10 protein-coding genes are annotated in these 12,397 nt (G+C 62.4%); 7 read left to right on the top strand and 3 right to left on the bottom strand.

The features are described from left to right. The first annotated feature begins 98 nt into the window (after positions 1–98). Both mfd and serB read left to right on the top strand, forming a co-directional pair. The gene (gene mfd / locus B9Z31_RS08265) at positions 99–3,593 is read left to right on the top strand and encodes a transcription-repair coupling factor (protein ID WP_100119141.1); all 3,495 of its coding nucleotides are present in this window, start codon (positions 99–101) and stop codon (positions 3,591–3,593) included. 32 nt (positions 3,594–3,625) lie between these two features. Continuing rightward, on the top strand, positions 3,626–4,363 hold the full coding sequence (gene serB, locus B9Z31_RS08260; RefSeq protein WP_100119071.1) for a phosphoserine phosphatase SerB: 738 nt from the start codon (positions 3,626–3,628) through the stop codon (positions 4,361–4,363). A gap of 213 nt (positions 4,364–4,576) precedes the next feature. On the opposite strand, the gene B9Z31_RS08255 is transcribed toward serB, so the two are convergent. The 3 genes from B9Z31_RS08255 to B9Z31_RS08245 all read right to left on the bottom strand — a co-directional run bounded on the left by B9Z31_RS08255 (position 4,577) and on the right by B9Z31_RS08245 (position 7,088). Then, on the bottom strand, positions 4,577–4,792 hold the full coding sequence (locus B9Z31_RS08255) for a DUF3820 family protein (RefSeq protein WP_100119070.1): 216 nt from the start codon (positions 4,790–4,792) through the stop codon (positions 4,577–4,579). Between the two features lie 10 nt (positions 4,793–4,802). Then, positions 4,803–5,600 (bottom strand): alpha/beta fold hydrolase, encoded by a 798-nt coding sequence (locus B9Z31_RS08250; RefSeq protein ID WP_233200845.1) that lies wholly within the window; start codon positions 5,598–5,600, stop codon positions 4,803–4,805. A gap of 291 nt (positions 5,601–5,891) precedes the next feature. Next, the gene (locus B9Z31_RS08245; protein WP_100119068.1) at positions 5,892–7,088 is read right to left on the bottom strand and encodes a PLP-dependent aminotransferase family protein; all 1,197 of its coding nucleotides are present in this window, start codon (positions 7,086–7,088) and stop codon (positions 5,892–5,894) included. A 66-nt stretch (positions 7,089–7,154) separates the two neighbouring features. Between B9Z31_RS08245 and nth the strand changes: the two genes are divergently transcribed. From nth to B9Z31_RS08220, 5 genes are all read left to right on the top strand, one after another. Further along, a complete protein-coding gene (gene nth, locus B9Z31_RS08240; protein WP_100119067.1) occupies positions 7,155–7,787 on the top strand; it encodes an endonuclease III in 633 nt (210 codons plus the stop codon). A 180-nt stretch (positions 7,788–7,967) separates the two neighbouring features. Further along, positions 7,968–8,753, top strand: coding sequence for a DUF3348 family protein (locus B9Z31_RS08235; RefSeq protein ID WP_100119066.1), 786 nt, complete (start codon positions 7,968–7,970; stop codon positions 8,751–8,753). Further along, positions 8,750–11,119: a DUF802 domain-containing protein gene (locus B9Z31_RS08230; RefSeq protein ID WP_100119065.1), complete on the top strand. Its 2,370-nt coding sequence runs from the start codon at positions 8,750–8,752 to the stop codon at positions 11,117–11,119. Before B9Z31_RS08235 ends, B9Z31_RS08230 begins: the two co-directional genes overlap by 4 nt. Next, the gene (locus B9Z31_RS08225; RefSeq protein ID WP_100119064.1) at positions 11,119–11,775 is read left to right on the top strand and encodes an OmpA family protein; all 657 of its coding nucleotides are present in this window, start codon (positions 11,119–11,121) and stop codon (positions 11,773–11,775) included. The genes B9Z31_RS08230 and B9Z31_RS08225 overlap by 1 nt, the downstream gene beginning before the upstream one ends. Then, a complete protein-coding gene (locus B9Z31_RS08220) occupies positions 11,772–12,383 on the top strand; it encodes a DUF2894 domain-containing protein (protein ID WP_100119063.1) in 612 nt (203 codons plus the stop codon). Before B9Z31_RS08225 ends, B9Z31_RS08220 begins: the two co-directional genes overlap by 4 nt. Positions 12,384–12,397 lie beyond the last annotated feature (14 nt).

Raw genomic sequence — 12,397 nt, 5'->3', positions numbered from 1 at the left:
CGCTTCTACAATGACAGGGTCTGTAGATTTCTCCACCCCCCTCCATGTCGGCGGGGGGTGTTTTGCTTTTTTCATCGCCATCGCCCAGCGCACACACCATGCAACTGCCCAGCCTGATTTCCGGCAAACGTTTCACCCTGCCCCGCCCCGCCGGTTCGGCCGATGCCGTGCTGCTGGCCCAGTTGGCTGAGCGCGAGAAAAAAGCGGGCAAATTGACCGCGATCGTCACCAGTGACGCAGCCGACGCCCAGCGCCTGATGGAAGAGCTGGTGTTTTTTGCACCCGATCTGCGCTGCGTCATGTTCCCCGACTGGGAAACGCTGCCGTATGACACTTTCTCGCCGCACCAAGACCTGATTTCGGAGCGCTTGGCCACACTCTGGCGCATCAAGCAGCGCAACCACGCCGAGAGCGCCGACGTTGTGCTGATGCCCGCCACCACCGCGCTCTACCGTCTGGCGCCGCCGTCCTTTTTGGCGGGCTACACCTTCGAGTTCAAGGTCAAGCAAAAGCTCGACGAAGCCCAGCTCAAGGCCCAACTCACGCTGGCGGGCTATTCACATGTGAGCCAGGTGGTCAGCCCCGGCGAATACGCGGTGCGCGGCGGCTTGATCGACCTCTTCCCCATGGGCTCTCTGGTGCCTTACCGGGTGGATTTGTTCGACGACGAGATCGACAGCATCCGCACCTTCGACCCCGACAGCCAGCGCAGCCTGTACCCCGTGCCCGAGGTGCGCCTGCTGCCCGGGCGCGAGTTCCCCATGGACGAAGCCGCCCGTGCGCGTTTCAGAAGCCGCTGGCGCGAGCTGCTCGAAGGCGACCCGACCAAAAGCCGCATCTACAAAGACATGGGCAACGGCGTGGCCACCGCGGGCATCGAGTACTACCTGCCGCTGTTTTTTGAAGAGACCGCCACGGTGTTCGACTACCTGGGCACCGGCCAGGCCGATGCCGCCACCGTGGTGCTGCACGGTGACCTGGAGCCCGCTTTCCAGCGCTTTTGGCAAGACACCCGCGACCGCTTTCGGCTGGTGCAGGGCGACCCCGAGCGGCCCGTGCTGCCGCCCGATGCCTTGTTTTTGAGTGCGGAGCAGTTCTACACCCTGTCCAACGGCCATGCCCAACTGGCACTGCGCGCAGGCACGCAGGACGTGCCCGACAACACCCTGGCCCAGCCCCTGCCCGAGCTGACGGTGGTGCGCGGCGCCGAAGACCCGCTGTCGCGTCTGCAAGCGCACATCCGCAGCAGCGCCAGCCGGGTGCTGATCTTGGCCGAGAGCGATGGCCGACGCGAAAGCCTGCTCGACTTCGTGCGCTCCAGCGGCCTCACGCCACCGGTCTTTGACAGCCTGCAAGCGTTTCTGACCAGCGATGAAAAGGTGGGCATGGCCACTGCCGCACTGGTCAGCGGATTCCACTGGTTCGAGCACAACATTGATCTGGTCACCGAAACCGAACTGTTTGCCGCAGGCGCCACCACACGCCGCCGCAAAAAACAGGAACAGGTCAGCGATGTGGAAGCGCTGATCAAAGACCTGAGCGAACTCAATGTGGGCGACCCGGTGGTGCACAGTGCCCACGGCATTGGCCGTTACCGGGGTCTGGTCAACATGGACATGGGCCAGAAAAACGAAGACGGCACGCCCGCCCTGCAAGAATTTTTGCACCTGGAATACGCGGGCGATGCCACGCTCTATGTGCCCGTGAGCCAATTGCAGCTGATTGGCCGCTACACCGGCGTGAGCGCCGACGAAGCGCCGCTGCACAAATTGGGCTCTGGCCAATGGGAGAAGGCCAAACGCCGCGCCGCCGAGCAGGTGCGAGACGCCGCCGCCGAATTGCTCAACATCTACGCCCGCCGCGCTGCACGCGAAGGCCACCCTTTCCGCTACAGCCCGCAAGACTACGAAACCTTTGCCAACGATTTTGGTTTTGAAGAAACTGCTGACCAAAAAGCGGCCATCCACTGCGTCATCCAAGACATGATCAGCCCCCGCCCCATGGACCGCCTGGTCTGCGGCGATGTGGGCTTTGGCAAAACCGAGGTCGCGCTGAGGGCCGCTTTTGTGGCTGTCACGGGTGGCAAACAGGTCGCGCTGCTGGCGCCCACCACGCTGCTGGCCGAGCAGCACTACCAAACACTCAAAGACCGCTTTGCCAAATGGCCCGTCAAGGTGGCCGAAGTCTCGCGCTTTCGCTCGGGCAAAGAAGTCACCGCCGCCCTCAAAGGCCTGGCCGACGGCACGGTGGACATCGTGGTGGGCACGCACAAGCTGCTGAGCGAATCCACCCGATTCCACGACCTGGGCCTGCTCATCATCGACGAGGAGCACCGCTTTGGCGTGCGCCACAAAGAGGCCATGAAAGGCCTGCGGGCCGAGGTCGATGTGCTCACGCTGACGGCCACCCCTATTCCCCGCACCATGGGCATGGCCCTAGAGGGCCTGCGCGATTTGAGCGTGATTGCCACCGCGCCACAGCGCCGCTTGGCGATCAAGACCTTTGTGCGCAACGAGGGCACGGGCGTGATCCGCGAGGCGGTGCTGCGCGAGCTCAAGCGCGGCGGCCAGTGCTACTTTTTGCACAACGAGGTCGAGACCATCGAGAACCGCAAGCAAAAGCTCGAGGAAATCCTGCCCGAAGCCCGCATCGCCGTGGCCCACGGCCAGATGCCCGAGCGCGAGCTCGAGCGCGTGATGCGCGACTTTGTGGCCCAGCGCTACAACATCTTGCTGTGCTCGACCATCATCGAGACCGGCATCGACGTGCCCACGGCCAACACCATCGTGATCTCTCGCGCCGACAAATTTGGCCTGGCCCAGCTGCACCAGCTGCGCGGGCGCGTGGGCCGCTCGCACCACCAAGCCTATGCCTATTTGATGGTGCCCGAGATCGAAGGCCTGACCAAGCAAGCCGCCCAACGCCTCGACGCGATCCAGCAAATGGAAGAGTTGGGCAGCGGTTTTTACCTGGCCATGCACGATCTGGAAATTCGCGGCGCAGGCGAAGTGCTGGGCGAAAACCAGAGCGGCAACATGCTCGAAGTAGGCTTTCAGCTCTACAACGAGATGCTGTCCGAGGCGGTGCGCAGTTTGAAAGCCGGCAAGGAGCCTGACTTGCTCAGCCCTCTCTCGGTCACCACCGACATCAACCTGCACGCCCCCGCCCTGCTGCCGGCCGATTACTGCGGCGACGTGCACCTGCGCTTGTCCTTCTACAAAAAACTGGCCACCGCCAAAACCAGCGACCAAATCGACGCACTGCTCGAGGAGCTGGTGGACCGCTTTGGCAAGCTGCCCCCGCAGGCGCAAACCCTGGTGGACGTGCACCGGCTGCGCGTGCTGACCCAGCCCTATGGTGTCATCAAGGTCGATGCCGCCCCGGGCGTGATCCAGATCACCTTCAAGCCCAACCCACCCGTGGACCCCATGGCCATCATCGGCCTGATCCAAAAGAACAAACACATCAAGCTGGCAGGCAACGACAAAATCCGCATCGAACGCGAACTGCCCGACCCCAAGGCGCGGGCGCAGATGGTGCGGGATGTGTTGCGCTCATTGGGCCAACCCAAAACCGAAACTGCAGCGGCCTGAGCCCCTTCAACGATCTTCGATAATCCTGACCCATGACCACCGCCAGCCTCTTCACCACCTCGCCCACCGAGTTTGCCCCCGGGCTCACCATTCAAGGCTTCACCGCACCCCTTTCCTTGTCCCAGTTCAAGCTGATTGCGTTTGACATGGATTCGACGCTCATCAGCATCGAGTGCATCGACGAAATCGCCGACGCCGTGGGCCGCAAGGCCGAAGTCGCAGCCATCACCGAGGCGGCCATGCGCGGCGAAATCACCGACTTCAAGGAAAGCCTGGGCCGCCGCCTGGCCCTGCTCAAAGGGGTGACGCTGGCCGACATGGAGCGCGTTTACTCCGAGCGCCTGAAGATCAACCCCGGCGCGGCCGAGTTGATCGCCGCTTGCCAGAAGGTGGGCATGAAGGTGCTGTTGGTCTCGGGCGGCTTCACCTTCTTTGCCGATCGCGTGAAAGAACGCCTGAACATCGACTTCGCCCGTTCCAACCAACTGGAGATCGTGGATGGCGAACTCACGGGCAGCTTGGTCACGCAAAGCTGGGGCGAGATTTGCGACGGCGCTGAAAAACGCCGCACCTTGCTCGAAGTCGCTTCGCTGATGGGCATCGCGCCGCACCAGTGCATCGCCATGGGCGACGGCGCGAACGACCTGCCCATGATGGGTGCGGCCGGTTTGTCGGTGGCCTACCACGCCAAACCCAAGGTGCGTGAGCAGGCGATGGTGGCGATTGGTGAAGGTGGGCTGGACCGCTTGCTGGAAGTGGTGAAGGCCTGAACCTTGGGGTCTGTGGTGGGAGAACCCTGCCTTTGTAGGAGCGAGACCCTGCTCGCGAATTGGCGCTCGTCCAGTGCAAGCATTCGGCCGCAGGGGCGGCCTCCCACAGGAGAAATACCTCGAGTTATTCGGCCGCAGGGGTGGCCTCCCACAAGAGAAATCTGACCTGGCATTCGGCCGCAGGGGCGGCCTCACGCACTGGAAACTGCCGACCTACTTGGGCTGGCGCAGAGGTTTGAGCAGATCGCTCAGTCCGTTGTGGTCGATTTCTTGCATGAGTTGAAGCAGTTGCCCAATTTCGCCCTTCGGGAAACCCTCACGTGCAAACCAATTGAGGTAGTTGCCGGGCAAGTCGGCGATCAGTGTGCCCTTGTGTTTGCCAAATGGCATGGGCAGGGTGACCAGCTTGGTCAGGTCTTCGGGCTTCATACCGCAGCCCTCACGCCGGGCCCCAGAGCCAGTCACGCACGCGTGCATGAAAGGCCTCAGGCCGCGAGACCATGACCCAATGCCCGCAAGGCAAGCCCTGCACCGCGCAGCCGGCCGTGGCGGCGACCTTTTCCAGCCATTTGGCCGAATGGAACATGAAGGGTTTGCGCTCGCCATAAACAAACAAAAGCGGCATGGGCAACTGGATTTGCGCCGCGCTCTGAAAGCCGCCCGCTGTACCGAACCACTGCATGGCGTAGGGGTAGTTCATCGTGTGGGTGATGCGCTCTGGCGCGGTCGGGCATCGCAGCCAGCTGGCCATGGCGCGGGTCATGCGGGTGCCCAAAGGGCCGCCGATTTTCCAGGCCAGGGCCAGCCAGACCTGGTAAGCCATCACGGAGAGTTTTTCCTTGGCGCCCCAGCTGCGCAGCAAGGCCCCCGAGTTGTGGTCACCCACGTCCACCGCCACCACGCGGGCCACCCGCTCGGCGTGGCGCATGGCGAATTGGTAGCCAAAGATACAGCCCCAGTCGTGCAGCATCAGGGTCACGGGTTTGTCCGGGCTGATGCGGTCCACGATCTGGCGCAGCAGATGGCACATGTCGTCCAAGCTGGTGACCGAGGGGCCTGACTCAAAGCCCGGCAGCGTGAGGCGCGCACAGGTGGCGCGGTCCTGCAGGGCGGCCACGGTGCCATCCCACAGGGCGCGGGTGTCGGGCCAGCCATGCAGCATGAGGATGACCTCCTCCCCCTGCCCTTGCAGCCAGACTTCGGTGCCGTTGACGGTGATGCACAGTTCTTGGTTCACGTTGGACTCCATTGAAAGCCATGGCTTGGCTGCTGTAGAAGGCTGCCTCTGGGCCCGAATGCCATCCATGGCATGGCAAGCATTCGCGAGGAGGGGCTCGCTCCCACGAAAGATGGGGACTCACACAAAACAGAGTTCTCCCACAAAGAGCTTGCTCTGACACAAAGCAGGGGCTGCTTTGTTTTTGTGGGAGGCCGCCCCTGCGGCCGAATGCGTGCTTGGGCAGGTGCAAGCATTCGCGAGCGGGGGCTCGCTCCCACAGGGAACGGGCCTTCACCGAGGATCGTCAAATCACAGCGCCTTGGCCAGGCGAGAGACGCCTTCAAGGATCTTGTCTTCGCCCGCCGTGGCAAAGCTGAGGCGGAAGGTGGCGTGGTCCGGCTGGGCGCAGAAGAAGGGTGTGCCCGGCACAAAGGCCACACCCTGGTCGATGGCGCGTTTGGCGAACACGTTGCCGTCATTGACCTTGCCGTCAGCGCCCGTGAGGCGCGCCCAGACGAACAAGCCGCCTTGGGGCTGCACAAATTCGACCGCATCACCCAGTTCACGGCGCAAGGCGTCGCCCATGGTTTGGGCACGCTGGGCATAGACGGCGCGCACTTTGTCCAGCGTGGCGGGCATGCGCCCTGCCAACAGGTACTGCGCGGCCGTGGCTTGGGCGAAGGTGCTGGTGTGCGCGTCGCTGAACTGCTTGCACATGGTGGCGCGGGCCAGCAATTCGGCGGGCGCTACCATCCAGCCCACACGCAGGCCGGGCGAGAGCACTTTGGACAGCGACCCGCAATGCACCAGCAGCTCGCGGCTGCCGGGCACGCTGCGGCTCAAGGCCAGCAAGCTGGGTGGTGGGGCTTCGCCAAAATACAAATCGCCATAAGGGTCGTCTTCCACGATCAAGGTCTGGTGCTTGACCGCCATCTCCAGAACTTGCTGGCGGCGCTCGGCGCTGAGCAAGGCACCGCTCGGGTTGCCAAAGGTGGGGATGAGGTAAACAAACTTGGGCTTGTGCTCGGCAATCAGTTTTTCCAGCGCGTCGGTCTTGACGCCATGGCCGTCCACCGGGGCGCTGATGAGTTCTGCGCCGTACAAACGGAAGCACTGGATGGTGGCCAAAAAGGTCGGGCCTTCCACGATCACCTTGTCACCGGGACTGATCATGGTTTTACCGATCAAGTCCAGCGCCTGCTGGCTGCCAGTGGTCACGATGAGCTGGTCGGCCGCGACATCCTGGGCCCCTTTTTGCCCCATGAAGTGGGCCAGTTGCTCGCGCAGCGGGCCAAAGCCTTCGGTCGCGCCGTATTGCAGGGCCGCGCCGGGGTCTTGACTCAAGGCCGCGTTGCTGGCTTCGCGGATGCCGTCCACGTCGAACATGGCGCTGTCGGGGAAACCGCCCGCGAAACTGATGATGCCGGGTTTGCCCAAAAGCTTGAACAGCTCACGGATGGCAGAGGTTTCGACATTGTTCAGGCGATCGGCAAATTGCAAAGGCATGGTGTATCTTCCCGTGTTGACTTGGCGCTCATTTTGCCAACATCTGAACACCTGCTTTATCCCCCTATGAAACCCGCACAGATCGACTCTTTTTTTGCCACCTTGCAGGCCGCCAACCCCATGCCCGTGACCGAGCTGGAATACACCAGTGTTTTCGAGCTGCTGGCCGCCGTGCTGCTGTCGGCCCAAGCCACCGATGTGGGCGTCAACAAGGCCACGCGCAAACTGTTCCCGGTGGCGGGCACGCCGCAAAAAATTTTGGCGCTGGGCCTCGAAGGTCTGGAGGCGCACATCAAGACGATTGGCCTGTACCGTAGCAAGGCCAAGCACCTGATGGAAACCTGCCGCATCTTGGTCGAGCAGCATGGCGGTCAGGTGCCGCGCTCGCGCCAAGCCTTGGAAGCCCTGCCCGGCGTTGGCCGCAAAACTGCCAATGTGGTGTTGAATTCGGCCTTTGGCGAAGCCACCATGGCGGTCGACACCCACATCTTCAGACTGGGCAACCGAACGGGCCTGGCCCCTGGCAAAACACCTCTGGCCGTGGAACTCAAACTGCTCAAACGCATTCCAGCCAAGTACCTGGTGGACGCCCACCACTGGCTCATCCTGCACGGGCGCTATGTTTGCCAAGCGCGCAAACCGCTGTGCGGGCAGTGCGCAGTGGCCGCCTTTTGCGACTTCAAACCCAAAACGCCCTGAAGGGAAGCTGCCAATTGAGTTCTTAGGAATTCATATTTCAAGCTTTTTTTTCGAGGCTTCAGCACAGGGCGGGTAAAATTTGCCCCTCTGTCCCACTGGGCAGCCCTTTGACGGATGGCCCGTGCCACCGTTGCCTCAAGAGCGCGAAGCTCTGCTTTTCGAACCCGATCCGACCTGCCCATGACGCGAGCCCTGCCGCGTACCCACCTCAACAGTTCCCGACTCACGCGTTTTCTGACCCAAAACGCCATGATCGATGCCGCCCCTGTAGCGGACGATGTGGGTCAAAAACTGGGCGATTGGTTGAACTTTCGCCAAGCCATTGCCTTGCATGGCGTGCTCAACCCTGAGCAGCCTACTGCCGCGCCACCGCCTGCGCACCTGCGTCGGGCAGTGACCATGACAGGCGAAGCCCTGACCCGCCATGTGGAGAAAGTGCGGGCCCAACTGGAGCAGTCCATCGCGCAAGGTGCGCCGCCTGGTTCGGGTCTGGCACGCATCGACATGCCCCCCGCTGAAATGGCCGAGGCCATGGAGCCCAAAACAGCTTTTGAGCCCTACCGCCGGTTTTATGCCGCGCACCAACGGCAAATGGAAACGTCGATTCAAACCTTGCGCTCCCAAGTGCGGGGGCAATTGAGCCAAAGTTCGCCGCGCTTGCAGCAGCTGGCCGCACTCGACGCCGCCTTTGAAAACATCCTGAGCGAGCGCGAGGCTGTTTTGCTGGCCAAAGTCTCCAAATTGCACGAAAAGCGCTTTGCCCAAGCACTCAAACAACACCTCAAAAAACAAGCCGAGGCCGCTGATGCAGGGGCCCAGGCCAAGCCCGCCCCTGCGATGAGTGCCTGGCTCTTGCCGATGCGCCAAGCCCTGCGCACCGCATTGCAGGCAGAGTTGGACACACGAATGCAACCCGTTTGGGGCCTTTTGGAGGCCTTCAACACCCACACCACAGCAACACCATGAAACGATATTCCTTTCACATCGCCTTCGGGCTGGGCGCATTGGCCGTGCTTTGGGTCGCGGCCGCTGTGGCCACCTCTCATTTGCTGGTGTTGATCATGTCGGCCGTCATTGCCGGGGTGTATGTCTTCGGCGCGATCGAGCTGCACCACTACAGGCTCACGACCGCCGCTCTGAGCCAAGCTTTGGCCCAAATCCCCCCCCAGTTGGAAAACCTCCAGGATTGGCTGATGACGCTGCCATCGGGCTTGCAAAACCCGATCCGTCAACGTGTGGAGGGTGAGCGCGTGGGCCTACCGGGCCCTGCACTGACGCCCTATTTGGTGGGCTTGTTGGTCATGCTCGGCATGCTGGGCACGTTTTTGGGCATGGTGGTCACCCTCAATGGCGCGGTGTTTGCCTTGGAAGGCTCAACCAACGTGGCGGGCATTCGGGCCGCGTTTTCCGAACCCATCAAGGGGCTGGGCTTGGCCTTTGGCACCTCGGTGGCCGGGGTGGCCACTTCGGCCATGCTGGGCTTGATGAGCAGCCTGGCCCGACGTGAACGTGCGCTGGCCAGTCAGCAGCTGGACACGCTCATGGGCAGCAGCTTGCGTGGCTTTTCTCTGGTGCACCAACGGCAAGAAACCTTCAAGGCCTTGCAGCAGCAGTCGCAAGCCCTCCCGCAAGTGGTGCAGCAGCTGCAGACCCTGATGGCACAAATGGCCGAAAACAGCCAGCAAATGCATGAACGCTTGCTGGCCAACCAACAAAGCTTCCACTCGCAAGTGCACTCGGCCTACACAGGCTTGGCGCAATCGGTGGACCAATCGCTGCGCAGCAGTTTGAGCCAAAGCATGCAACTGGCCAGCGACGGCATTCGCCCCGTGGTGCAAGCCACCATGACGCAACTGAGCGAACAAGCCCAGAGCATGAACGAACGCCTGCTGCTCAACACCCAGCAACACATGGGCGAACTGCAGACCCAAATGGCGGCAACGGCCGCCACCGTGGCGCAGACCAGTGCCGAGACACTGACCCGCCACGAACAAGCCAGCACCCACATGACCGAACGTGTCGGCCAGACCTTGGACGCGTTCAGCCAAAATTTTGAGCGCAGCGCCCAATCGCTGCTCGACCAAGTCAGTGTCGCCCAGACGCAGCAGCTGACCCTGCAAAGCAGCGCCGACCAGCAGCGCCTGCAAGCTTGGCAAGCCTCGCTGACACACATGGCCAGCGAACTGCACAGCCAATGGCAGGCCTCGGGGACGCAGACATTGGCACAGCAGCAAGCCATTTGTGACACCTTGGGCGAAACGGCCCAAGCCATCCAGACCCACGCACAAACCCATGCCAGCCAGACGCTGGCCGACATCACGCGACTGCACGACGAGCGCACTGCTGCCGATCAGGCGCGCCTGGACGCATGGCAGGCCTCTTTGACGGCAACGGCCAGCAACTTGGACCAAGCCTGGCAAAACGCCGGCGCGCAAACACTGGCTCAGCAGCAAGCCATTTGCGACACCCTGACCCGCACGGCGCAAGAGATCACGGCCCAGACCCAAACCCAAGCCACGCAAACCTTGGCAGACATCACGCGCCTGATGGCCAGCAGCGAAGCATTGATGCGCGAGCGCATCGCCACAGAGGCCCAGTGGACTGCAGGTCACCAGCAGCGCGCCGAAGAACTGGCGGCCATGCTGCGCCAGGAACTCTCGGCCCTGCGGGATGCCGAAGACGCACGCGGACAAACCGCTGTGGCTCGCCTGAGCGAGTTGCAAAGCGTGGTGACCGCCCACCTGACCACGCTGGGCACCGCGTTGGAAGACCCGATCACCCGCCTGATCGAAACCGCCTCTGAGGCCCCCAAGGCCGCAGCCGAAGTCATCGGCCAGCTGCGTCAGGAAATCTCGGTCAGCGTGGCGCGCGACAACGCCTTGCTCGAAGAGCGCACCCGCATCCTGGGCACGCTCAGCACCTTGCTGGACGCGATCAACCACGCGTCGACCGAACAACGCAGCGTGATCGACACCATGGTCACGGCCAGCCAAGCCACGCTGAGCCAGACCAGCGGGCAGTTCCAAGCACACGTGGCGGCCGAGACGGACAAGCTGGTTGACATCGCAGCGCAAGTCACCGCCAGCGCGGTGGATGTGGCCAGCTTGGGAGAGACCTTTGGCTTTGCCGTTCGCTCGTTCAGCGACACCAACGACAAGCTCATGATCAATCTGCAGCGCATCGAGCAGGCGATCGAGAAATCCATGACGCGCAGCGACGAACAACTGGCCTATTACGTGGCGCAGGCCCGTGAAATGATCGACCTGAGCATTGGCAGCCAAAAGGACGTGCTGGAAGCCCTGCAGCAGCGCCAAGCCGAAGGAGCCGCTTGATGCTGGAACTCGAAGCCGAGAGCGAATCGACAGCACCCACCTGGATCTCGTTTGCCGACTTGATGACCGGCCTCTTGGGGGCCTTCGTGCTCTTGCTGGTGGGGGTGATGGCTGCGCAGCTGGACATGGCCTCCAAACTCGAGGACGAGGTACAAAAACGCCAAGTCGAAGAACAAAAGCGCCTGTCTTTGGAACAAGCCCTGGCCATTCCCCTCGCCAGTGGCCGCATCACCTTGAACAATGGCCGCATCGGCATCAGCGGCAAGTTGCTCTTCGAGCTCAATTCCGACAAGCTCGAGCCCGAAGGACGCCAGCTGCTCAAGAGCTTGGTGTTGCCACTGCGCAGCTACCTGCAGTCGCGCGATGAAATGCTCATGGTCAGCGGTTTCACCGACGACAAGGCGGTGGGCAGTCGCAACCGACAGTTTGCAGACAATTGGGAGTTGTCGGCCCAGCGCGCACTCACCGTGACACGCACCCTGATTGAAGAGGGCATGCCATCCTCACAACTGTTTGCGGCGGCCTTCGGCCAAGAGCAACCGCTGGTGGCCAATACCAGCGACAAGGCCCGCGCCCAAAACCGCCGCGTGGAAATGGCCCCGGTGCCCAAAGCTGGCAATGCGGCCAGCGCCATCCCGTCTGCGGCCAAACCATGAACGACAGCTCGCCAGCGCTGCCTGACCTTGACGCCTTGCGTGCGTCGGGTGCGGCCCGGGTGGATGCGGTGGGCTGGCATTACATCGAAACACTGGCCAAGCGCACGCGAGAACAATCGGGCCCTGCGCAAATGCGGCTCGTGGCCAAACTGCAAGAGGCGCTCGACCGTTTGGAGACGCGCATGGACGCAGCCGCTCTGCCACTTGCGACACCCGTCGTCCCCCCCTTCGCAGCCCCCGCCCCCTCCCTCCTTTCCCCCTTGGCCGCACTGCTGCAAGACATGGCCCCAAAAAATGCGCTGCAAGGAACCAGCCCAGCCACTGGGTGGCGACTGGAGAGTCCGCGCATTGCGCAGTTCAGAAAGCAATTGAGCCAAATCAGCGTGCAAAAGCAGGTCAAGCAGGCAATGGCCCAAGCGCCGCAAAATGCGGGCCCCATCAACTCTCACATGTTGGTGCTGCGCTCGCTGGGCCTGATGCGCGACATTTCACCGGACTACCTCAACCGGTTCATGGCGCATGTGGACACACTGCTGTGCCTGGACGAAGCGGGCAAAGGCAAGTCAACGCCCAAGAAAGCCTCACCCGCCCCCAAAGGCCGCCCATAAACTGGCGCGCGTAA

It is taken from the genome of Limnohabitans sp. G3-2, assembly GCF_002778275.1.
Taxonomy (GTDB): Bacteria; Pseudomonadota; Gammaproteobacteria; order Burkholderiales; family Burkholderiaceae_C; genus Limnohabitans_A.
The sequence above is the reverse complement of the archived record's forward strand: the minus strand, read 5'-3'. Positions and strand labels throughout refer to the sequence as shown.